This window comes from Aureimonas jatrophae (genome assembly GCF_900104035.1).
Lineage (GTDB): Bacteria > Pseudomonadota > Alphaproteobacteria > Rhizobiales > Rhizobiaceae > Aureimonas > Aureimonas jatrophae.
In genome coordinates this window covers 98,902-121,431 of the sequence record NZ_FNIT01000001.1, presented here as the reverse complement: position 1 = coordinate 121,431, position 22,530 = coordinate 98,902, and the positions used below count along the sequence as shown (strand labels likewise).

Sequence of the window (22,530 nt, the reverse complement as noted above, 5' to 3'; positions counted from 1 at the left end):
CCGCGACCTACTCGGCCGCCAACGCGGCGGGCGCCGCCGTCTCGATCCCGGCGCGCAGGGCTTCCCGCCGCGCCATCGCCTTTTCGAAGCTCGCCGCCTTCACCGGCCCAAAGCCGCGGACCTCGCTCGCCAGCGACAGGAGGCTCGCCACCGCGTCCCGAGTCTCAGGGCGCAGATGCGCCTCGGCCCAGTCGAGGTCGTCCTCGAAGAGCGCGATCATCCGCCGCTCGAGCCGGCGGTCCCGGGTTCGGCCGAACGGGTCGAACGGCGTGCCCCGCAGCCGCTTGAAGCGGGCGAGAACACCGAACACGGGAAGGATCCACGATCCGAACGCGCGCTTGCGTGGCCGCCCCTGCGCATCGCGGCCCGGCAGGAAGGGGGGCGCGAGATGGAGGCGCAGCCGGCCACCGGTCTCGAACGCGCGGTCGAGGCCCTCGCGGAAGGCCGGCAAGGCGTAGAGCCGGGCGACCTCGTACTCGTCCTTGTAGGCCATGACGCGCGCGTAGCCGATCGCGGCCCGGCGCAGAAGCGTCCCGTCGCCGTCGAGCGGACGCGTCGCCTGCGCGAAACGCTGGAGGCGCCGCTCGTAGCGCTCGGCCAACGCCGCATCCTGGTAGGCCGTCAGATGCGCCCTGCGGTGCGCGAGGATCTCGTCGAGCGTCAGCGCCTCGAGCGCGCGCGATCGCGCCCCGTCGCCGCTCGTCGCCTGCTCCACGGATCCCGGATCGGCGGCCAGCATGCGACCCCAGTCGAAGGCCATGAGATTGAACGGAACGGCGACGGCGTTGAGCTCGATCGCGCGTGCGATGGACTCGCGCCGCAGCGGTATGCGACCGCGCTGCCAGGCATATCCCAGCATCAGGACGTTGGCGGCGATCTCGTCGCCGCACAAGGCGACAGCGATGCGCGAGAAGTCGCGAAAGTCCTCGCGGCCGCGCACGGCCCGCTCCACGGAGCGCTCGACGCCGGCCTGCCGGAAGTCGAAGTCGCGCTCGCGCACGAAGTCGGAAACCGGGGTGTTGTGCGTGTTGAGGACGGCATGGGTGCGGCCGGGATCGCACAGGAGGATGCTGTCCTTGGCGGCGGCCACCACGGCATCGGCGGCCAGAAGCAGGTCGGCGCCGCCCGCCGCGATGCGGGGTGCGGCGACCGGGCGGTCGGCGCGCGCGATGCGCACGTGGCTGAGAACCGCCCCGCCCTTCTGCGCCAGCCCGGCCATGTCGAGGATCATCGGGATCTTGCCCTCGATATGGGCCGCCATGCCGAGAAGCGCGCCGATCGTGAGCACGCCCGTACCGCCGACGCCCGTGACGGCGATGTTCCATGCGCGGTCGATGGCGGGCAGCGTCGGCTCGGGAAGCGCGGTGACATCCGGGCGCCCGAGCGCCGTGCGGCGCTTGGGCTCGGCGCCGAGAACCGTGACGAAGGAGGGGCAGAAGCCCTTCCCGCAGGAATAGTCCTTGTTGCAGGCCGACTGGTTGATGCGGCGCTTGCGCCCCATCTCGGTTTCCTCCGGCTCAACGGCGATGCAGTTCGACTGCACCGAGCAGTCGCCGCAGCCCTCGCACACGGCCGGGTTGATCCAGAGGCGCCGGGCCGGATCGGTGGCCTTGCCGCGCTTGCGGCGCCGGCGCTTCTCCGCCGCGCAGGTCTGCTCGTAGACGATCACCGTGACGCCCTCGACCTCGCGCAACTCGCGCATCACGGCGTCGATCTCGTCGCGGTGCCGGATCGCGGTGCCCGGCGCCAGATCGGCCCGGTCGTAGACATCTGGACGGTCCGACATGAGCACGATGCGCCGGACGCCCTCGTGGTGCATCTGGTGCGTGATCTGCGCCGGCGTGAGCACGCCGTCGACCGGCTGTCCGCCCGTCATGGCGACGGCATCGTTGTAGAGGATCTTGTAGGTGACGTTGGCGCCGGCCGCGACCGACTGGCGGATCGCAAGATGCCCGGAATGGAAGTAGGTGCCGTCGCCTAGATTCACGAAGCGATGGCGCTCACTGGTGAAGCGGCCGATCGCGGTCCAGGGCACACCCTCCGCCCCCATGTGGGTGAAGGTTTCGGTGCTGCGGTCCATCCACTGCGCCATGAAGTGGCAGCCGATCCCCGCCATGGCCTTGGAGCCTTCCGGCACGCGGGTGGACGTGTTGTGGGGACAACCGGCACAGAAATGCGGCAGGCGGATCACCGGCGCGACCTGCCCGGCGCCACGCGCCTCGGCCGCCTCGACGAAGCGCAGGCGCTCGGCGATCCGCTCGGCCAGGCCTTCCGGCAGGTCCAGCCGCATGAGGCGCGCGGCGATGGCCCGCGCGACCGTGGACACGGTCAGCCCGGCCGAGAGCGGCAGGACGGGATGGTCCTCGTGGTCGAACTTGCCGACGATGCGCGGGCGCACGTCCGCGCGCCAGTTGAAGAGCTGCTGCTTGATCTGGTTCTCGATGATCTCGCGCCGCTCCTCGACGATCAGGACCTCCTCGAGCCCTTCCGAGAAACGGCGAATACCCTGCGGCTCCAGCGGCCAGGGCATGCGCACCTTGTAGAAGCGCAGGCCGATCGCCTCCCATTCGGCAGGCCCCAGCCCCAGTTCGGCCAGCGCCTGGCGCACGTCCTCGTAGGCCTTGCCGGAGGCGACGATGCCGAAGCGCGCCCGCGCGCTGTCGACCACGACCTGGTCGACAGCGTTGGCGCGGGCGAAGCTGATCGCCGCGAAGGCCTTCACGTCCTGCAGCCGCGCGTCCTGGACGAGCGGCGGATCGGGCCAGCGCAGGTTGAGGCCGTCCGCCGGCCTCTCGAAGTCCGCCGGCAGGACGAAGCGGCGCGCCTCCTGCGCGAGATCGACCACGGTGGATGTCTCCACGGTCTCGGAGATGACCTTGAAGCCGACCCAGCAGCCGGAAAAGCGCGACATGGCGATGCCGAGCAGCCCCAGCTCCAGGAACTCGTGCACCGACGAGGGGTAGAGCACGGGCATCAGAGCCGAGATGAAGGCATGGTCCGACTGGTGCGGGATCGACGAGGACTTGCAGGTGTGATCGTCGCCCGCGATCGCCAGCACGCCGCCATGCGGCGCCGAGCCGGCGGCGTTGGCATGCTTCAAGACGTCGCCCGAGCGGTCGACGCCCGGTCCCTTGCCGTACCAGAAGCCGACGATGCCGTCCTTGCGGGCGCCGGGCGAGAGATGCAGCTGCTGGCTGCCCCATACGGCGGTCGCCGCCAGATCCTCGTTGAGGCCGGGCTGGAACACGATGTCGTGGCGGTCGAGGAAGCGCCGGGCCGCCAGGAGCTGCTGGTCGTAGGCGCCGAGCGGCGAGCCGCGATAGCCCGAGATGAACGCGCCGGTGTTCAGGCCGGCGGCGCGGTCGCGCCGCATCTGCGTCATGGGCAGGCGCACCAGCGCCTGCGTTCCGGTCAGGAAGACGGATCCCCGTTCCGCCTCGTACTTGTCGTCGAGCGTCAGCGACCCGTCCATGTTGTGCCTCCCAGCGCAACCAGAATGGCACAGGTCGGCTAGGCCAGGGTCCCTATTTCGGGTCGCCCAGCGGCACTCAGGAGGACGCTATCCTTGTGTTCCCCGCCAATTGCGGACAGCATCCTCACTGCGGCCGATACGCGATGACCACAAGTTGCAACGGACGCCGGGAGGATCGAGGATGCAGATCGACGAGGCGGATCGGCGCATCCTGCGCGTCATCCAGGAGCGCCCCGGACTGACGATGCGCGAGCTCGGCGACGAGACGGGCCTCAGCCATACGCCCTGCTGGCGCCGTCTTCAGCGCCTGCAGGAGGCGGGCATCGTCAGCGAGAAGCGGTTCATCGTCGACCCGGAGGCGGTGGGCTTCGACATCGTCGCCTTCTGCTTCGTCAAGATCGTCGAGCATCGCCGCGAGCGGCTGCAGGAGTTCGAACGGGCCGTGGCGCACGTGCCAGAGATTCTCCAGTGCTACTCGCTGAGCGGCGACCACGACTATCTGCTGCAGGTCGTCTCACGCAGCGTGCGCGACTACGAGGCGACCGTGAAGAACGCGCTCACCGAGCTGCCGAACGTTCGCTCGATCAGCACGAGCTTCACGTTGAAGCGCGTGAAGGCGACGACCACGGTTCCCGTATGAGCATCGGGACCCGCGATCCGCCCGCGCAGCGCGCGCCCCTTTCGCAGGGCTCAGGATGCGTCGACCTCGTACACGAAGATCGTGGAGCGATCGTCGTCGGGCATGAAGTAGGCCCGCAGGCCGGTCGCGGTCGCTTCCAGGAAGGTGGGGTTCTGCGTCATCGGCAGGCCGGACGGCGCCCACAGCTCCACCGGCACCTGCCAGAGGGGGCGCTGGTCGGCCAGATCGACGAGCTCGATCCCGCCCAGGCGGAAGACCGGCCCGTCGGCTGTCGCGCGATAGGCGTTGAGGCCCGCGCAGGCCATGCGCCCGCGGCCCGCGTAGTGGCAGTCCTGGTAGTCGATGTATTGGGCGGGGTTGCTGACGCGCAGCGCCATCGGGTCGGCGTCCGGGTTCGCGACCCGGCCGTCCGCGTCGAGCGGCCAGCGGTAGAAGCGGCGCGACCCCCAGCTCACGCCGGACAGCGTGTTGGCGTCGGTATCATGCACGAGGCCGCCGACGTGGTCCGCGAAGCGCGAAACCTCCTCCGCCCGCATCGTCGCGGGATCGACACGGTAGAAGATGGAGCGGCTGTTGGGGCGATACTCGGCCACGGGCACCCAGATCGACCGGCCGTCGTAGTCGATGCCGCCGGGATGGTAGATCGATCCCTCGCCGAGCGTCACGGAGCCGAGCAGCCGGCCGTCGGCCGATACGCGGAAGAGATGCCCCCGCCCCTCGCCCTCGTCGCGGTCGAGACCGTCGCGCGGCGTCTCGTAGCGCGTGGTGGGCTTGATGATCTCGACCGAGGAGATGAAGAACTCGTCGCCGACCCGCACCATGCCCTGCGGGTGGAAGGTCGGGAAGGCGAGAGGGATCTCGGCGGTCTTTCGCCACTTCGTGGCACGCGTGAGCTTGAGGATGCGGTCGCCGACCGTCGCATCCGCCGCGATCGACGGCCCCGCCGCCGCCATCACCGCAGCCGCAACCAGAACCGCACCCCAGACCTGCCGTTTCATGACGCTCCCCCTGTTTCGTCGCGTGGCGACATCCCAATCAGCCCATGATGACATGCGTAGAACAAACCGGTGACGGCGGCCCGCCGCCCCTCAGTTCACCGGGCCGTCGACCTTGAGGTTGCGCATCGAGCCGTCCGGCGCCTCGCCGCGCGCACGCATGATGGCGACGGTCGCGAGCCAGAGAAGCACGCCGATGCCGAGCAGGATCGCGGCGATCAGGTATTGCACGGGATCGCGGCCCGTCCACGGCCCAACCAGAAAGGCGCAGCTCGCCGCGCCCAGCACCGGCAGAACGGTCGGCGTGCGGAAGTGCTTGTGCCCCACGGGGTCGCGCCGCAGCACGAGCACCGCGACATTGACCACGGTGAAGACCGCCAGAAGCAACAGCGCCGTCGTGCCGCCGAGCGCCGGCACCTCGCCGACGAAGGTGATGAGGCCGACCGCGAGCAGCGTCGTGAACAGGATCGCGACCACGGGCGTTCGACGGCCGGGATGGACGCGCCCGAGCACGTGCGGCAGCACGCGCTCGCGGCTCATGCCGTAGACGAGCCGGCTGGCCATCAGCATGTTGATCAGCGCCGAGTTGGCGACCGCGAACATGGTGATCACGCCGAAGACGCCGATCGGGAAACCCGGTGCACCGGCCTGGACGACCTTGAGAAGCGGGGTGTCGCCCTCGCCGAGCTCGGCGGCCGGCACGAGCGTGATCGCCGACACCGAGACGAGGATGTAGATCGCGCCGGTGATCAGGAGGCCGCCGAGCAGCACCTTCGGGAAGATGCGCACGGGGTCGCGCGTTTCCTCGGCCATGTTCACCGAGTCCTCGAAGCCGACCATCGCGAAGAAGGCGAGCGTCGTCGCGGTCACGACGCTCCACACGACACCCTTGTCGCCCGCCGGCTCGAAGGTCCAGGTGCGGCTGACGTCGCCCTGCCCCCCCATGATCGCCCAGAGGCCGATCGCGATGATGATCAAAAGGCCCGTCAGCTCTACGAGGGTCAGAACGACGTTCGCCTTCACGCTCTCGCCGACGCCGCGCACGTTGACGATGGCGACCAGCGCCATGAAGCCGAGCGCGGCAAGCGTCACGCCCCATCCGCCCAGGCCGAGGTCGAAGGCCGCCGACATGTTGGAGGCGAAGGCCCGGCTCGCCGTCGAGGCCGAGGTGATGCCGGATGCCATGACCGCGAAGGCGATCAGGAACGTGACGAAGTGGATGCCGAAGGCCTTGTGGGTGTAGAGCGCGGCGCCGGCGGCCTTCGGGTACTTCGTGACGAGTTCGAGATACGAGAAGGCCGTGACGAGCGCGACGGCGAAGGCCACCAGGAACGGCAGCCACACGACGCCGCCGACCTCGGCCGCGACCTGTCCCGTCAGCGCATAGACGCCCGTACCGAGGATGTCGCCGACGATGAACAAGAGCAGGAGCTTCGGTCCCATGACCCGGTGAAGGTCGCCCTCGTCCGCCTGCGCGGCGCCGCTCCGATTTCCGCCTTCCGACATTCCCCGCCCCAGACTATATGCCGCCCTGACGGAAAAGATGTCGCCGAAGCGGCGGAAAGGAAGTGACGGGGCCTGTCGACCTTCGCGCGGCCGCGCCTGCCTTGCCGTCGTCGCGAACCGCGCAACCTCCCGCCAGCGTCCCCATCCGACGGACACGGAACCCCATGCTTCAGACCGCACCCTCCCGCGCCGGCCCGCCGCCGGCGCACGCACCGGACGCCGGGGCACCCATTCTCTCGATCCAGCGGCTCGGCAAGAGCTACGACAAGGACAAGCGCGTCCTCGACGGGATCGATCTCGACATCCGGCGCGGCGAGATCTTCGCGCTGCTAGGGCCCAACGGCGCCGGCAAGACGACCCTGATCAGCATCGTGTGCGGCATCGTCAATCCGGGCGAGGGCCGCGTCCTCGTCGACGGGCACGACATCGTGCGGGACTACCGCGCGGCGCGCTCGGTGATCGGCCTCGTGCCGCAGGAGCTGACGACCGACGCCTTCGAGACCGTGTGGGCGACGGTAAGCTACAGCCGGGGGCTGTTCGGCCATCCGCCCGACCCCGCCCATATCGAGCGCATCCTTCGACAGCTCACGCTCTGGGACAAGCGGGACGCGAAGATCATGACGCTGTCGGGCGGCATGAAGCGGCGCGTCCTGATCGCCAAGGCGCTCAGCCACGAGCCGCGCCTTCTGTTCCTCGACGAGCCGACGGCGGGCGTCGACGTGAAGCTGCGCCAGGAGATGTGGCAGGTCGTGCGCGAGCTTCGCGAGAGCGGCGTGACCGTGATCCTGACCACGCACTACATCGAGGAAGCCGAGGAGATGGCCGACCGGGTCGGCGTCATCAACGGCGGCAAGCTGCTGCTGGTGGAGGAAAAGGCCGCGCTGATGCAGAAGCTCGGGCGCAAGGAACTGGTCCTGACGCTGCAGGAGCCGGCGCGCGCGGTGCCAGCCGCCCTGGAACCCTACGATCTCGCGCTCTCGGACGACGGGTTCGAGTTGCGCTACACCTACAACACGCGCGCCGAGGAGACCGACATCGCGCGGCTCCTAGAGGCGGTCGCGGGAGCAGGCCTGCGCCTTCGCGACGTCACGACGCGCCAAAGCTCGCTGGAAGACATCTTCGTGGATCTGGTGGGAGAGCGCGCATGAACCGCCACGCGATCTGGGCGATCTACCGGTTCGAGATGGCGCGCGCCTTCCGGACGCTGCTGCAGAGCATCGTGGCCCCCGTCATCTCCACCTCGCTCTACTTCGTGGTCTTCGGCTCGGCCATCGGCTCGCGCATGACCGAGGTCGACGGCATCCCGTATGGGGCCTTCATCGTGCCGGGCCTCATCATGCTGTCGCTGCTGACCCAGAGCGTCTCGAACGCGGCCTTCGGCATCTACTTCCCGAAGTTCACGGGCACGATCTACGAGCTCCTGTCCGCGCCGATCTCCTTCTTCGAGATCACGCTCGCCTTCGTGGGGGCGGCGGCCACCAAGTCGATCCTGCTCGGCCTCATCATCCTGGCGACGGCCTCGCTGTTCGTGCCGCTCCATGTCGAGCACCCCGTCTTCATGCTGCTCTTCCTGGTCCTGACGGCGGTGACGTTCAGCCTCTTCGGCTTCATCATCGGCATCTGGGCGGAAGGGTTCGAGAAGCTTCAGATCGTCCCGCTCCTGATCGTGACGCCGCTGACGTTCCTGGGTGGAAGCTTCTACTCGATCAGCATGCTGCCGCCCTTCTGGCAGAAGGTGACGCTGTTCAATCCCGTGGTCTACCTCGTGAGCGGGTTCCGCTGGAGCTTCTACGGCACGTCCGACGTCGATGTCGGTCTTAGCCTCGCGGCGACGATCGGCTTCATGCTCCTGTGCATGGCCGGCATCTGGTGGATCTTCCGCACGGGCTGGCGCATCCGCACCTGACGATCCCGCATCGCTGGTCGCCAACCGTACCGCCGCCCACGCTCCAGCGTGGGCGGCGGTTTCATTTCGCGGCTCTGTCTAATTGATGATGTCATCATACCAGTTGACGACTCGCCAGCGGAATGGGAAGGTCGCCCTGTTTTGGGGAGATCGCCGTGCGGCGACGCGAGGTCGAAACGGCCCGCCAGCGGCGCACGGTTCGGGAGGATCGTCATGCTCAGGAAGTTCATGCTCGCGGCGATGTCGGCTGCGGTTCTGTCGTCCGCGCCGGCCTCGGCTGCGGACCTCATCGCCATCATCACGCCGAGCCACGACAACCCGTTCTTCAAGGCTGAGGCCGAAGGCGCGGCGGCCAAGGCCAAGGAGCTCGGCTTCGAGCCGCTCGTGCTCGTCCACGACGACGACGCCAACAAGCAGAACCAGCTCTTCGACACGGCGATCGCGCGCGGCGCCAAGGCCATCGTCCTCGACAACGCGGGCGCGGCGGCCACCACGGCGGCGGTGCAGAAGGCCAAGGACGCGGGCATCCCCTCCTTCCTGATCGACCGCGAAATCAACGAGACCGGCGTCGCCGTCTCGCAGATCGTCTCCAACAACTATCAGGGCGCCCAGCTCGGCGCCGAGGAGTTCGTGAAGCTGATGGGCGAGGCCGGCCCCTACGCCGAGCTTCTCGGCCGCGAGGCCGACACCAATGCCGGTATTCGCTCGGGCGGCTACCACGACGTGATCGACGAGTACCCGGACATGAAGATGGTGGCCCAGCAGTCCGCCAACTGGAGCCAGACCGAAGCCTTCGAGAAGATGCAGACGATCCTGCAGGCCAACCCCGAGATCAAGGGCGTCATCTCCGGCAACGACACGATGGCGATGGGCGCCTGGGCGGCGCTCGAGGCGGCCGGCCGCAAGGACGTGATCGTGGTGGGCTTCGACGGCTCCAACGACGTGCGCGACTCCATCAAGGCCGGCGGCATCAAGGCGACGGTCCTGCAGCCGGCCTACCGGCAGGCCCAGCTCGCGGTGGAGCAGGCCAAGACCTATCTCGCCTCCGGCAAGACCGGTGCCGAGGAGAAGCAGCTCATGGACTGCATCCTCATCAACGCCGACAACGCGGCCAAGCTCGAGACCTTCGCGCTCAAGGACTGACGGCAACGCCTTTCACGCGGGGCGCGCCCATCGCGGGCCGCCCCGCCCCGTACCGTTCCCTTCGGCCGAGTCCCGCCATGCCGCGCCTGACCGCCCTTCTTTCGCTCGCGCTGATCCTGGCCCTGCCGGGATGCAAGTTCGTGAAGACCGACGAGCTCGCCGCGCGCGCCGCCGCCGCCGCCAAGCCCGCGGCGGGCTCCGACATGGCCGCGCGCTGGGACGGCGAGATCGTGCCCTACCTTGCGGGCAAGGCGAAGCCCCTGCCCGAGATCCGCGCAGCGCTCGCCGGAGGGCTCGATGCGGCCGGCAAGGCCTACGGCTACCGCGAGGTGCAGGAGGGCGCGCCCTGGAACTTCCCGGTCACGGTCGCCGGCACGGTGGTTGCCGCCAACACGCAGTCGCGCGCCGCCACGATCGAGGTGGACACGGACGGCGACGGCCGGGGCGACGCGACCATCCAGCTCGGCCCCGTCATCAAGGGCACCGCGATCCGCGACGCCCTGCCCTTCCTGACCTTCACGAGCTACGCGAACCAGATCGAGTTCGCCGACGTCGCCAAGGCGATCAACACGCAGGCCTTCGAGCGCATCCTCAAGGACCTGCCGCGCGACAGGCTGGTCGGCGCGAAGGTCGAGGTCACCGGCGTCTTCACGCTGCGCTCGGCCGGCGACAAGGTGCTGGTCACCCCGGTCGCCCTGCGGCTCGAGGCCGGCGCATGAGCCACGAGGTCGTGCTGAGCGTGCGGGGCGCCACCAAGGTCTATCCCGGCACCAAGGCGCTGAAGGGCGTCGACTTCGACGTGCGGGCGGGCGCCGTCAACGTGCTCGTCGGCGAGAACGGCGCCGGCAAGTCGACGCTCATGAAGATCATCGCGGGCGTGGAGCAGCCGACGACCGGCGAGATCCGTCTCGACGGCAAGCCGGTCTCGCTGCCCGATACGGCGACAGCCGCCCGCCATGGCATCGGCATCGTGTTCCAGGAGCTCAACCTCTTTCCGAACATGACGATCGCCGAGAACATCTTCATCGGCCGCGAGAAGACCCGGTTCGGCATCGACATCGACGGCGGGGGGCAGGCCGAGGCGGCGCGCCGGCTTCTGGCGCGCCTGGAGCACGCCAATCCGCCCGACACGCCGGTCGGCGACCTTCGCATCGGCGAGCAGCAGATCGTCGAGATCGCCAAGGCCCTGGCGGGGGACGCGCGCATCCTGATCCTCGATGAGCCGACCTCCGCGCTTTCGGCGACCGAGGTCGAGATCCTGTTCGGCGTGATCCGCGAGCTGAAGGCCCAAGGGGTCGCGATCGTCTACATCTCGCACCGCCTGGAAGAGCTGGTGCGCATCGGCGACTACATCACGGTCCTGCGCGACGGGTCGATCACCGGCGCGCGGCCCATGACCGACGTCGACGTACCCTGGATCGTGCGCGCCATGATCGGCGCCTCCTCCAAGGACTTCGCCAAGACGCTCCACCACGACTACGGCCCCGAGGTGCTGCGCGTTGACGACATGACGCTGCCGCGCAAGGGCGGCGGCTTTGCGGTGGACCACGTCTCGCTGAGCCTGCGGGCGGGCGAGATCGTCGGCATCTACGGGCTGATGGGCGCGGGGCGCACCGAGCTCTTCGACTGCATCATGGGACGCGAGCCGGCCGCCACGGGCCGCGTCACGCTGGGCGGGCAGGACCTGTCGGGCCGCTCCGTCCACGGGCGCATCCGGCGCGGCATCGCGCTGATCCCCGAGGATCGCAAGGCGGAAGGACTGGTGCAGATCCTCTCGGTCGCCGAGAACATGTCGATGTCGAGCCTGGCGTCCTTCACGCGCCTCTTCCATCTCGACGTGCGGCGCGAGCGCGCGAGCGTCGGCGACTTCGTGCGGCGCCTCGCCGTGAAGGTGTCCGGCCTCGACAATCCCGTCTCCGCGCTGTCGGGCGGCAACCAGCAGAAGATCGTGATCGGCAAGGCGCTGATGACGGGGCCGAAGGTGCTGCTGATGGACGAGCCGAGCCGGGGCATCGACATCGGTGCCAAGGCCGAGGTCTTCCGCGTCATGCGCGAGCTGGCGGCGGGCGGGCTCGGCATCCTCTTCGTCACCTCCGACCTCGAGGAGGTCATGGAGCTGTCGGACCGCATCCTCGTCATGTCCAACGGGCGGATGACCGGCGAGCGCGAGCGCGCCGCGACCGACGAGGCCGAGATCGTTGCCCTGTCCGCGGCCGGCCACCGCCCCTCGTCCGGCCCCACGCTTCCGGAGACGCCTCGATGACCGCCGCCCATCCCACCGTGCCCGCAGGATCCGGCGACGTCTCGGTCGCCCTTCTCCTTCTGAAGGCGCGTACCTTCATCGCCCTTTTCGCGGTGATCGCCTTCTTCAGCGTGGCCGCGCCGAACTTCCTGTCGGCGGCCAATCTCGTGATCATGTCGGAGCACGTCGCGCTGAACGCGTTTCTGGCGATCGGCATGACCTTCGTGATCGTGACGGGCGGCATCGACCTGTCGGTCGGCTCGATCGTCGGCCTCTGCGGCATGGTGGCGGGCTATCTCGTCCTCAACGGCGTCGCGATCGATCCCCTCGGCTACACCGTCTTCTTCAACACGGCGGAGATCGTCGTGATCACGCTCGGCGTCGGCGTCCTCGTCGGCGTCGTCAACGGGCTCCTCGTCACCCGCCTCAACGTCGCGCCCTTCATCGCGACGCTCGGCACGCTCTATGTGGCGCGCGGCCTTGCGCTCCTGTCCTCGGACGGGGCGACCTTTCCGAACCTGCGCGGGTCGGCCGAGTGGGGCACGGCGAGCTTTCCCTTCATCGGCGCGGGCGCGGTCGCGGGCGTGCCGGTCTCGATCTGGCTTCTCGTGATCGTCGGCTGCGGGGCGGCATATCTCGCCGCGCGCACGCCGCTCGGGCGCGCCATCTACGCGGTCGGCGGCAACGAGCGGGCCGCCGCGCTCTCGGGGCTGCGCGTCAACCGGACGAAGATGTTCGTCTACATGTTCTCGGGCTTCTGCGCGGCGATCGTCGGCCTCATCGTCTCCTCGCAGCTCGTCGCCTCGCATCCCGCGACCGGCGAGACCTTCGAGCTCAACGCCATCGCCGCGGCCGTTCTCGGCGGCACATCCATGTCGGGCGGGCGCGGGCGGATCGGAGGCACGATCGTCGGCGCCTTCGTGATCGGCATCCTGTCCGACGGACTGGTGATGATGGGCGTCTCGTCCTTCTGGCAGACCGTGATCAAGGGTCTCGTGATCATCGCCGCCGTGGTGGTCGACCAGTTCCAGCAGCGCCTTCAGCAGCGCATCGCCCTTCAGCGCCAGGCGGCCCTCGGCCGCTGACCGCGCGAAACACCGAAAAAGGACCCCTCCCATGACATCGATCGCGCTGTTCGGCGCCGGCGGAAAGATGGGCTACCGCCTGGCCTCCAACTTCAAGGGCTCGCGCTTCGACGTGCGCCACGTCGAGCTGTCCGAGGCGGGCCGCGAGCGTCTGAAGAACGGCCTCGGCTTCGACTGCGTGCCGCAGGACGAGGCGCTCCGGGGAGCCGAGGTCGTGATCCTCGCCGTGCCCGACACGGCGATCGGCAAGGTGGCCGCCGGCATCGAAAAGGACCTGGCACCCGGCACGATCGTCGTGGTGCTGGACGCGGCCGCGCCGTTCGCCGGCCACCTGCCGGACCGCCCCGACCTCACCTACTTCGTCACGCACCCCTGCCACCCGCCGATCTTCAACGACGAGACCGACCCGGCCGCCAAGCGCGACTTCTTCGGCGGGGTCGCCGCCAAGCAGCACATCGTGTCCTCGCTGATGCAGGGCCCGGAGGCGCACTACGCGTTGGGCGAGGAGGTCGCCAAGGTCATCTGGGCGCCGGTCATGCGCTCGCACCGCGTCACCGTCGAGCAGATGGCGCTGCTGGAGCCCGGCCTGTCGGAGACCGTCTGCGCCAGCCTCCTCGTCGTCATGCGCGAGGCGATGGACGAGGTGGTGCGGCGCGGCGTCCCGAAGGAGGCGGCGCGCGACTTCCTGCTCGGCCACATGAACGTGCTCGGCTCGGTGATCTTCGAGGAAACGCCGGGCGTCTTCTCGGATGCGTGCAACAAGGCGATCGAGTTCGGCAAACCCATGCTGATGCGCGACGACTGGCGCCGCGTCTTCGAGCCCGACGAGCTCGCCGCCTCGATCCGTCGCATCACGTAAGGAGCCGGGGCCATGAACGAGCTGCGCGGCGCCCTGATCGGCTGCGGCTTCTTCGCGCGCAACCAGATGAACGCCTGGCGTGACCTGCCGGGCGTGCGCATCGTGGCGCTTTGCGACCGCGATGCGGGACGCCTGCAGGCCATGGGCGAGGACTTCGGCGTTCCGGCCCGCTTCACCGACGCCGAGGCCATGCTGCGCGAGACGAGGCCCGACTTCGTGGACATCGCCACCACCGCGCCGAGCCACCGCGCGCTGGTGGAACTCGCCGCCTCGCTCGGCATCCCCGCCATCTGCCAGAAGCCCTTCGCCCCCACGATGGCGGACGCGCGCGCCATGGTCGCGGCCTGCGAGCGCGCGGGCGTGCCGCTCATGGTGCACGAGAACTTCCGCTGGCAGTCACCCATCCGGCGGCTGCGAGCGGTGCTCGACGAGGGCACGATCGGCACGCCCTTCTTCGGGCGCGTGTCGTTCCGATCGGCCTTCGACGTCTATTCCGGCCAGCCGTACCTGGCAGAGGGCGAACGCTTCATCGTCGAGGATCTCGGCATCCACGCGCTCGACATCGCGCGCTTCCTGTTCGGCGACGCCACCGCGATCACCACGCGCATGGCGCGGGTCAACCCGCTGATCCGGGGCGAGGACGTGGCGACCATGCTCCTCGACCACGCGGCCGGGCTGCATTCCGTGGTCGACTGCTCCTATGCGACGCGGCTCGAGGAGGAGCTATTTCCCCAGACGCTGGTCGAGATCGACGGCGCGCTCGGCTCGATCCGGCTCGGGCCCGGCTACAGGCTGAGCGTCACCGACGCGGCGGGAACGCGGCACGAGGACCTCTCGCCCCCGCTTCTCGCCTGGGCGAGCCGCCCCTGGCACAACATCCAGGAGAGCGTCCTCCTGATCCAGCGGCACTGGCTGGAAACGTTGCGGGATGGCCGGGAGCCCGACACGTCGGGGCGCGACAACCTTCAGACGCTCGCCCTCGTCGAGGCCGCCTACCAGGGCGCGCGCACCGGCCTGCCGGTCGCGCTCGCCGACGTCTGACACGGCATGGACGATCTCCTCGCCCTCTTCGGCACCGCCGAGCCGCCCGCCCTCGCGCGAACGCTGCGCGCCGGCCCGCTCTCGGCCGATCTCGTCAGCGGCAACCTGCGCACGATCCGCTTCGGTGGGCGCGAGGTGCTGCGCGCGATCAGCTATGTCGTGCGCGATCGCGACTGGGGCACGCTCGATCCCGCCATCGCGAACCTCGTGGTCGAGGCGGAGCCCGACGGCTTCGCGGTGCGCTATGACGCGTCCTGCCATGCGCCCGACGGGACGCGCCTCGCGATGCAGGCACAGATTCGGGGAACGGCGGCGGGTTCGCTTCATTTCCGCGTCGAAGCCGTGCCGGAGGGCGACTTCGAGACCAACCGCTGCGGCTTCTGCGTGCTGCATCCGATCGAGGGCGTCGCGGGCGCGCCGGTCGAGGTGCTGCACGGCGACGGATCGCGCGAGGCGAGCCGCTTTCCCGACCTCATCGAGCCCTGGCAGCCCTTCCAGGACATCCGCGCCTTGACGCACGAGCCGGTGCCCGGCCTTCGCGCGACCTGCCGCCTGGAGGGCGACACGTTCGAGATGGAGGACCAGCGCGCCTGGTCGGATGCCTCCTTTAAGACCTACGTGCGCCCGCTCGCCCTGCCCTGGCCCTACCGGATGCCGGCGGGCGAGACCAACCGGCAGAGCGTCGCGCTTGCGATCGAGGGCGTGGCGCCGCCCCTGTCGACGGAAACGCGCGCCGGGCCGGTCGCGGTCGCGCCGGGCGACCCGACCGGCGAACCGATGCCGCGCGTCGGCGTGGCCTTGGCGCCCGACGAGTGCGCCGATACGCTGGCGCACCTGGCCGAACTTCGCGACCTGGCGCCGCGCTTCCTTCTGTTCTCGTTCGATCCGGGCGCGGGACACGACGGCCGGGCGCTGGCGAGCTTCGCGCGCATCGCCGCCGCGTGCCCCGAGGCCGAACGCGTCCTCGAATTCGCGGTGCCGACCGACCGGCCGCTGGACGCGGCCTTCGCCGCGCTTGCCGAGGGCGTGCGCGAGGCCGGCCTCGACGTCGAGACGCTGATCGCCGGGCCGGACGTCGACCGCCAGTCGACGCCGCCGGGCAGCCGCTGGCCGGACTGCCCGCCGCTGGACGCGGTCTACGCCGCCGCCCGCCGCGCCTTTCCCGCGGCGCGGCTCGGCGGCGGGATGCTGAGCTACTTCACCGAGCTCAACCGCAAGCGCGTGCCGACCGACGCCCTCGACCTCGTGACCCACGCGACCTGCCCGATCGTCCACGCCGCCGACGATCTTTCGGTGATGCAGACGCTGGAGGCCGTTCCCTTTGTCACGCGCTCGGCGCGCGCCATCATCGGCGACAAGCCCTACCGGCTCGGGCCCACCACGATCGGCATGCGGCAGAATCCCTATGGCTCGCGCACCATGCCGAACCCGGACCGCCGGCGCATCGCCATGGCGGCCGACGATCCGCGGGCGCGCGGGCTGTTCGGCGCGGCCTTTCTCGCGGGCTACGCCGCGCGGCTGGACGGCGCAGGCGTCGAGGCCTGGTGCGCGTCGAGCTTTGCGGGCCCGCGCGGCCTCTTCGACCATGCCGGACGGCCGACCGCGCTCGCCGGCGTGCTGAAGGGTCTGGCGCGGGCGTCGGGGCGCCGGCGCATCGCGCTCCGGTCGGAGGACCGCGCGCGCGTCGACGGCTTCGCGTTCATGGACCGGGACGGCCGGGCGGAGGTCTGGCTCGCGAACCTCACGGCGGAGCCGCAGGACGTCCGCCTCGAGGGTCCGTTCGAGCTGCGGGATCGATGGTGCCTGCCGGAAACGGTGCGCCTCGGCGACGGGACGCTCGAACTCGGCGCCCTCGCCGTCGCCCGGCTCGCGCGGCCCGGCCCCCGTCAGGCTCCCTGATGGACGTAGAGTGCGCGCGAACGCTCCAGGTGGCGCACCATGGCGGTCTCGGCGGCGTCGGCATCGGCGCGCGCGATCGCCTCGACGATCTCCTCGTGCTCCACCAGCGTCAGGTTCTCCTTGCCGGTCCAGATCAGCATCTCGGTATGGTACTGGCGCAGCCAGCCCAGCATGGAGCGCGCGGCGGCCGCGAAGATCGGGTTGCCCGGAATCGCCGCGATGCGGGCGTGAAGGCGCATGTCGGCGGCGATGAAGGTCTCGGCGTCGCCCAGGACCGCCCGTTGCTCGGCGAGGATCGCCCGCAGCGCCGCGATGTCGCTCGCGCCCGCCCGCTCGGCCGCCTGCCGCACGATGCCGCGCTCCAGAAAGATGCGCGCCTCCTTCAGGTGGTCGAGCGCGGCCGGCGAGGTCGACAGGAGGATCTGCGCGGCGTCGTCGACCTGGCCGAAGAGCGAGGCGGGCGTCGGCTCGGTGACGCGCGCCCGCTCGCCGTGCTGGATCGTCAGAAGGCCGAGATTGGCCAGCGCCTGCATGCCCTCGCGGATCGCCGGGCGGCCGACCCCGAAGCGCTCCATCAGCTCGCGCTCGGAGGGCATCTGGTCGCCGGGCTTCAGCGCGCCAGAGGTGATCATGGTCTTCAGCCGCTCGAAGACCTCTGTGGAGAGCTTGCGCCGGACGATGGGTTCGAGGACGCGGTCCATGGGTATGACGCTCGATGGAGAAACGGTTTTGGTATGATCACGATACCAGCTTGGGCGCGGCCGCGCGCGTTGAAAGATGAGGGATCTCTTGAACGCTGCCAATGACGAGATCGTCCTGACCTATCGGATCGAGACGCCGGGCAGCGTCGAGCGCCTGGCCGCCAAGATCGCGAGCGACCAGTCCACCGGCACCTTCACCACCCTGCCCGGCGAGACGCCCGAGCTCAAGGCGCGCGTCGCCGCGCGCGTCGTCGCGATCCGTCCTCTGGAGCCGGTGGCGGAGCCGGGCTTCGGCCGCACGCATAACGACCTTCGCAACGCCCGGCGCTTCAACCGAGGCGAGGCCGACATCGCCTTTCCGCTCGAGGCGGTCGGCACGGACCTTGCCGCCCTGATGACGATCGCCATCGGCGGCGTCTGGTCGATCAAGGGCTTCAGCGGCATCCGCGTCACGGGGCTGAGACTCCCGCCGGCCTTCGCCGAGGCGTGGCCCGGCCCCCAGTTCGGCATCGAGGGCTCGAAGCGCCTGATGGGCGTCGAGGGGCGCCCCATGATCGGCACCATCGTGAAGCCTGCGCTGGGGCTTCGCCCCGACGAGAGCGCCGCGATGACGCGCGCGCTTGCGGAGGCGGGCGTCGACTTCATCAAGGACGACGAGAAGCTGATGAGCCCGGCCTACTCGCCGCTCGCCGAGCGGGTTCGGGCCGTGATGCCTGTCGTGCTCGACCACGAGCAGCGCACCGGCAAGAAGGTCATGATCGCCTTCGGCATCTCGGCCACCGATCCCGACACGATGATGCGCAACCACGATCTGGTGGCGGCGGCCGGCGGCAACGCCGCCGTGGTCAACATCAACTCGGTCGGCATGGGGGCCATGAGCTTCTTGAGGAAGCGCTCGAGCCTTGCGCTTCACGCCCACCGCAACGGCTGGGACATCCTGACCCGCCACCCCGCGCTCGGGCTCGACTTCTCGGTCTACGAGACCTTCTGGCGCCTTCTCGGGGTCGACCAGTTCCAGATCAACGGGATCGGCGCGAAGTACTGGGAGCCCGACGACTCGTTCGTGCGCTCCTTCCGCGCCCTGGACCGGCCGCTCTTCTCGCCCGCCGACCGGCCGCTGCCGGTCGTGTGCTCGGGTCAGTGGGGCGGGCAGGCACCGGCGACCTTCGAGGCGGTGCGCACGACCGACCTCCTGTACCTGTGCGGCGGGGGCGTCGTCGGCCACCCGATGGGGCCCGCCAGCGGCGTGCGGGCCGTGCGCGACGCCTGGGAGGCCGCGGTCGCGGGCGTGCCCCTCGAGCATCACGCCCGGACCCATCCCGAGCTCGCCGCCTCGATGGCGGCCTTCGGCTCGGGAGACGGCGCATGAGCCCGCTTCTCCTCACCTACTACGGCGACGACCTGACCGGCTCCACCGACGTCATGGAGGCGCTGGCGCTGCGCGGCGTCGAGACCGCGCTGTTTCTCGACGTGCCGACGCCCGAGCGCCTTGCCGGCTTCGAGAACCTGCGCGCGATCGGCATCGCAGGCACCAGCCGCAGCCAGACGCCGGACTGGATGGACGCGAACCTGCCCCCCGTGTTCCGCTGGATGGCAGCGCAGCGCGCCGAGATCGCGCACTACAAGGTCTGCTCGACCTTCGACTCCGCGCCGGCCGTCGGCAGCATCGGCCGGGCGCTGGAGCTCGGGCGCGCGGTCTTTGCCGACACGCCGGTGCCGATCGTGGTCGGCGCGCCGCAGCTGAGGCGCTACACCGCGTTCGGCGAGCTCCATGCCGCGTTTCGGGGCGAGACGTTCCGCATCGACCGCCATCCCGTGATGAGCCGCCATCCCGTCACGCCGATGCGCGAGGCCGACCTGCGCCGACACCTCGCCGCGCAGACTAGCCTGCCGGTGGCTCTGGTGGACGCTCCGTCGCTGCTCTCGAACGGGGGCGATGCGGCCGTGGACGCCGCGCTGGCCGCCGCGCCCGGCGCGATCCTGATCGATGTCCTCGACGGCACGACGCAGGCCGAGGCCGGTCGGCAGCTCCGGCGGCTGGCGGGACGCGGCTCGCGCTTCGTGGTCGGCTCGTCGGGCGTCGAATACGCGCTCGCCGCCGCGTGGCAGTCGGCGGGGGTGATCGGCGGCACGTCGCGGTTTGCGCCGCTCGCCCCGCGCGAGCGCATCGCGGTCGTCTCGGGCAGCTGCTCGCCGACCACCGAGCGCCAGATCCGGCACGCGGAAGCGCAGGGCTTCGTCGCCCTCGCGCTCGATCCGCGCGCGCTGGCCGCCGGCGATGCGGCCGCGCTGGACGGCGTTGCGTCGCTGGCGCTGGGGCATTTGGGGGCGGGCCGCAGCGTCGTCGTGCACACCGCGCTCGGTCCCGCCGACGATATTGGCGCGGAGCTCGGCGGGCCGGATGCGCGACATGCGATCGGGCGAGGCCTCGGCCGGCTCCAGGCTCGCCTCGTGCGGGAAGCCGGCCTGGACCGGGCGGTGGTGGCAGGCGGCGACACGTCCAGCCACGCGCTGCGCGAGCTCGGCATCTTCGCCCTGACCCCCCGCCTGCCGCTGCCCGACACGCCGGGCTCGCCGGTGTGCCGCGCCCACAGCGACGAGCCGGGCTTCGATGAACTGGAGATCGCCTTCAAGGGCGGGCAGATCGGCGACGACGACTACTTCGTGCGGCTGCGCGACGGCAGCGAGGGCACTGCATCGGCGCGGATGCTGCACCGCGCATAAACCGTTGACGGACAAGACGTTGCGGGCCTGATCGGCCTCACACCGATCGTTAGCCGTCAAAAAAGTATCGGCCAGCGGAAAAGCGTGAGGTAGTGCGGGTGCTGGAACGCTCCTAGATTCGTTGCTGCAGGAACCGGACCACCGGGCCTGCGGGAGCGGGCGCCGACAGGATCCTCGATAAGGATCGGGCGCCGGGAGGCAAGCGACATGAACCCGGACCTGGAACTCGTCCAGATCAGGCAAGGTGAGTCGTTCAAGGCGTGGGTGCACGGCTACCCGTTTCACACGGTCCGCTGGCACTTCCATCCCGAATACGAGCTGCACCACGTCGTGGCGACGCGCGGCCACTACTTCGTCGGCGACTTCATCGGCGAGTTCGAGCCCGGCAACCTCGTGCTCACCGGACCCAACCTGCCCCACAACTGGGTGAGCGACGTGCCGGCGGGCGACGAGATCCCGCTGCGCTGCCGGATCGTTCAGTTCTCGGAAGGCTTCGTCGACGCGGCGACGCGCGCGCTGCCCGAGTTCTCTGCCCTCGACGAGCTTCTGGCGCTCAGCCGTCGCGGTCTCGTGTTCGGCGCGCGGACCGTGGCGCATGTGGCGCCCCTGATGGCCGAACTCGTCGACGCGCAGGGCCTTCGCCGCGTCACGCTCTTCATGGCCGTGATGGACGTGCTGGCCGCGGCCGACGATGCCGTGCCGCTGACCAGCTCGGGCTACCTGCCCGATCCGTCCGGCTTCATGCACGGGGGCGTCAACGAGGCACTCGCCTTCATCAACCGGAACCTGACGCGCGACTTCTCGGAAGGCGATCTCGCGGCGTTGTCGGGCCGCAGCCCGAGCGCGTTCTCGCGCTGCTTTCGTCGCCACACGGGCATGACGCTCGTCCAGTACGTCAACCGGCTGCGCATCAACCTTGCCTGCCAGCTCCTGACCAGCGAGCCCGAGCGCACGGTGACCGATATCTGCTTCGCGGTCGGCTACAACAACGTATCGAACTTCAACCGCCAGTTCCTCGTGCAAAAGGGCATGCCGCCCTCGCGCTTCCGCAGCCTCTCGGCGCGCAACCGGGCCATCGCCTACGCCGCGTGAGGCACCGCCGCCGCACGCGGCACCATCGAACGAATTCGGATCCGTCGGCGCGGGAGGCGCGGCCGGCGGATCCGGGACGCGGCCCGCGCGGGCCCGCACGCAAACCGCGCGTCCATGAGTCAACCCAAGGGAGAGACCGACGTCATGACACCGAAGACCCCAATGCTCCGCCGCCTGCCGCTCCTGAGCCTCGGCCTCCTGGTCGGTGCCGCCGCGCTATCGGCCACATCGGCCAGGGCCCAGGACGCGACCGTCGCCTTCCTGATGCCCGACCAGGCGTCCACGCGCTACGAGCAGCGCGACTTTCCCGGCTTCAAGCGCGAGATGGAGAAGCTCTGCGCAAGCTGCACCGTGGTCTACCAGAACGCCAACGGCGACGCCGCGCTCCAGCAGCAGCAGTTCAACTCGGTGATCGCGCAGGGCGCGACCGTGGTGGTGCTCGATCCGGTGGACTCCAGTGCCGCCGCCTCGCTCGTGCAGCAGGCCCAGTCGCAGGACGTCAAGGTCATCGCCTATGACCGTCCGATCCCCGACACTCCGGCCAACTACTACGTGTCCTTCGACAACAAGGGTATCGGCCAGGCGATCGCGCAGTCGCTGGTGGAGCACCTCAAGGCGACCGGCGTGCCGGACGGCGCGGGCGTCCTCCAGATCAACGGCTCGCCGACGGATGCCGCCGCCGGCCTCATCCGCGACGGTATCCACGCCGCGCTCCAGGCCTCGCCCTACAAGACGCTGGCCGAGTTCGACACGCCGGAATGGGCCCCGCCCCAGGCGCAGCAGTGGGCGAGCGGCCAGATCACACGCTTCGGCGCCGACATCAAGGGCGTCGTCGCGGCCAACGACGGCACCGGCGGCGGCGCGATCGCGGCCTTCAAGGCGGCGGGCGTGAACCCCGTGCCGCCCGTCACCGGCAACGACGCGACGATCGCCGCGCTGCAGCTGATCATCGCGGGCGACCAGTACAACACGATCTCCAAGCCCAGCGAGATCGTAGCGGCGGCCGCCGCCAACATCGCCTTCCAGATGATCTCCGGCCAGACGCCGAAGGCCGAGACGACGCTCTACAACACGCCGTCCCAGCTCTTCGTGCCCAAGGTCATCACCAAGGAGAACATCAAGGCGGAGATCTTCGACAAGAACATCACGCCCGTCGCCGAGGTCTGCACCGGCGACTACGCGGCCGCCTGCCAGTCGATGGGCATCCAGTGATCCGCTGAAAACC

The 22,530-nt window shown here is 69.9% G+C and carries 18 protein-coding genes; 14 read left to right on the top strand and 4 right to left on the bottom strand.

Translation table 11 applies throughout. The annotated features are described in order from the left end of the window. Positions 1–7 precede the first annotated feature (7 nt). Positions 8–3,472 carry an indolepyruvate ferredoxin oxidoreductase family protein gene (locus BLQ76_RS00605; RefSeq protein WP_090667393.1) on the bottom strand — a complete coding sequence of 1,155 codons (3,465 nt, stop codon included), beginning with the start codon at positions 3,470–3,472 and terminating at the stop codon, positions 8–10. Between the two features lie 181 nt (positions 3,473–3,653). Between BLQ76_RS00605 and BLQ76_RS00600 the strand changes: the two genes are divergently transcribed. Then, positions 3,654–4,112 carry an Lrp/AsnC family transcriptional regulator gene (locus tag BLQ76_RS00600; protein ID WP_090667390.1) on the top strand — a complete coding sequence of 153 codons (459 nt, stop codon included), beginning with the start codon at positions 3,654–3,656 and terminating at the stop codon, positions 4,110–4,112. A 50-nt stretch (positions 4,113–4,162) separates the two neighbouring features. On the opposite strand, the gene BLQ76_RS00595 is transcribed toward BLQ76_RS00600, so the two are convergent. Then, positions 4,163–5,110: a DUF6454 family protein gene (locus BLQ76_RS00595; protein WP_210184126.1), complete on the bottom strand. Its 948-nt coding sequence runs from the start codon at positions 5,108–5,110 to the stop codon at positions 4,163–4,165. Positions 5,111–5,200: 90 nt separating this feature from the next. Beyond that, positions 5,201–6,550: an APC family permease gene (locus BLQ76_RS00590; protein WP_090667387.1), complete on the bottom strand. Its 1,350-nt coding sequence runs from the start codon at positions 6,548–6,550 to the stop codon at positions 5,201–5,203. A 227-nt stretch (positions 6,551–6,777) separates the two neighbouring features. Between BLQ76_RS00590 and BLQ76_RS00585 the strand changes: the two genes are divergently transcribed. The 9 genes from BLQ76_RS00585 (at position 6,778) to apnL (ending at position 16,788) form a co-directional block, all read left to right on the top strand. Further along, positions 6,778–7,761, top strand: coding sequence for an ABC transporter ATP-binding protein (locus tag BLQ76_RS00585; protein ID WP_090667385.1), 984 nt, complete (start codon positions 6,778–6,780; stop codon positions 7,759–7,761). Next, a complete protein-coding gene (locus BLQ76_RS00580; RefSeq protein WP_090667382.1) occupies positions 7,758–8,519 on the top strand; it encodes an ABC transporter permease in 762 nt (253 codons plus the stop codon). Before BLQ76_RS00585 ends, BLQ76_RS00580 begins: the two co-directional genes overlap by 4 nt. A 213-nt stretch (positions 8,520–8,732) precedes the next feature. Next, positions 8,733–9,662 carry a D-ribose ABC transporter substrate-binding protein gene (locus BLQ76_RS00575; RefSeq protein ID WP_090667379.1) on the top strand — a complete coding sequence of 310 codons (930 nt, stop codon included), beginning with the start codon at positions 8,733–8,735 and terminating at the stop codon, positions 9,660–9,662. Positions 9,663–9,739: 77 nt separating this feature from the next. Further along, the gene (locus BLQ76_RS00570) at positions 9,740–10,381 is read left to right on the top strand and encodes a DUF2291 family protein (protein ID WP_090667376.1); all 642 of its coding nucleotides are present in this window, start codon (positions 9,740–9,742) and stop codon (positions 10,379–10,381) included. After that, positions 10,378–11,925 carry a sugar ABC transporter ATP-binding protein gene (locus tag BLQ76_RS00565; protein ID WP_090667372.1) on the top strand — a complete coding sequence of 516 codons (1,548 nt, stop codon included), beginning with the start codon at positions 10,378–10,380 and terminating at the stop codon, positions 11,923–11,925. Before BLQ76_RS00570 ends, BLQ76_RS00565 begins: the two co-directional genes overlap by 4 nt. After that, a complete protein-coding gene (locus BLQ76_RS00560) occupies positions 11,922–12,989 on the top strand; it encodes an ABC transporter permease (RefSeq protein ID WP_090667369.1) in 1,068 nt (355 codons plus the stop codon). Before BLQ76_RS00565 ends, BLQ76_RS00560 begins: the two co-directional genes overlap by 4 nt. 31 nt (positions 12,990–13,020) lie before the next feature. Further along, the gene (locus BLQ76_RS00555) at positions 13,021–13,848 is read left to right on the top strand and encodes a phosphogluconate dehydrogenase C-terminal domain-containing protein (protein WP_090667367.1); all 828 of its coding nucleotides are present in this window, start codon (positions 13,021–13,023) and stop codon (positions 13,846–13,848) included. Positions 13,849–13,860: 12 nt separating this feature from the next. Beyond that, positions 13,861–14,889 carry a Gfo/Idh/MocA family protein gene (locus BLQ76_RS00550; protein WP_090667364.1) on the top strand — a complete coding sequence of 343 codons (1,029 nt, stop codon included), beginning with the start codon at positions 13,861–13,863 and terminating at the stop codon, positions 14,887–14,889. A gap of 6 nt (positions 14,890–14,895) precedes the next feature. Further along, positions 14,896–16,788 (top strand): D-apionate lactonase, encoded by a 1,893-nt coding sequence (apnL, locus tag BLQ76_RS00545; protein ID WP_090667362.1) that lies wholly within the window; start codon positions 14,896–14,898, stop codon positions 16,786–16,788. Here the strand turns inward: apnL and BLQ76_RS00540 are convergent. Continuing rightward, on the bottom strand, positions 16,776–17,489 hold the full coding sequence (locus tag BLQ76_RS00540; RefSeq protein WP_090667359.1) for a transcriptional regulator NanR: 714 nt from the start codon (positions 17,487–17,489) through the stop codon (positions 16,776–16,778). The two genes, apnL and BLQ76_RS00540, sit on opposite strands and share 13 nt — an antisense overlap. Positions 17,490–17,577: 88 nt before the next feature. Between BLQ76_RS00540 and oiaX the strand changes: the two genes are divergently transcribed. The 4 genes from oiaX (at position 17,578) to BLQ76_RS00520 (ending at position 22,517) form a co-directional block, all read left to right on the top strand. Continuing rightward, on the top strand, positions 17,578–18,858 hold the full coding sequence (gene oiaX, locus BLQ76_RS00535) for a 3-oxo-isoapionate-4-phosphate decarboxylase OiaX (RefSeq protein WP_244519426.1): 1,281 nt from the start codon (positions 17,578–17,580) through the stop codon (positions 18,856–18,858). Then, entirely contained in the window at positions 18,855–20,213 is a 1,359-nt protein-coding gene (locus BLQ76_RS00530) for a four-carbon acid sugar kinase family protein (protein ID WP_090667353.1), read from the top strand. The genes oiaX and BLQ76_RS00530 overlap by 4 nt, the downstream gene beginning before the upstream one ends. Before the next feature lie 207 nt (positions 20,214–20,420). After that, positions 20,421–21,305 (top strand): AraC family transcriptional regulator, encoded by an 885-nt coding sequence (locus tag BLQ76_RS00525; RefSeq protein ID WP_090667350.1) that lies wholly within the window; start codon positions 20,421–20,423, stop codon positions 21,303–21,305. A gap of 144 nt (positions 21,306–21,449) precedes the next feature. Further along, complete coding sequence (locus BLQ76_RS00520; protein ID WP_244519425.1) at positions 21,450–22,517, top strand: ABC transporter substrate-binding protein; 1,068 nt, start codon at positions 21,450–21,452, stop codon at positions 22,515–22,517. Positions 22,518–22,530: the final 13 nt, after the last annotated feature.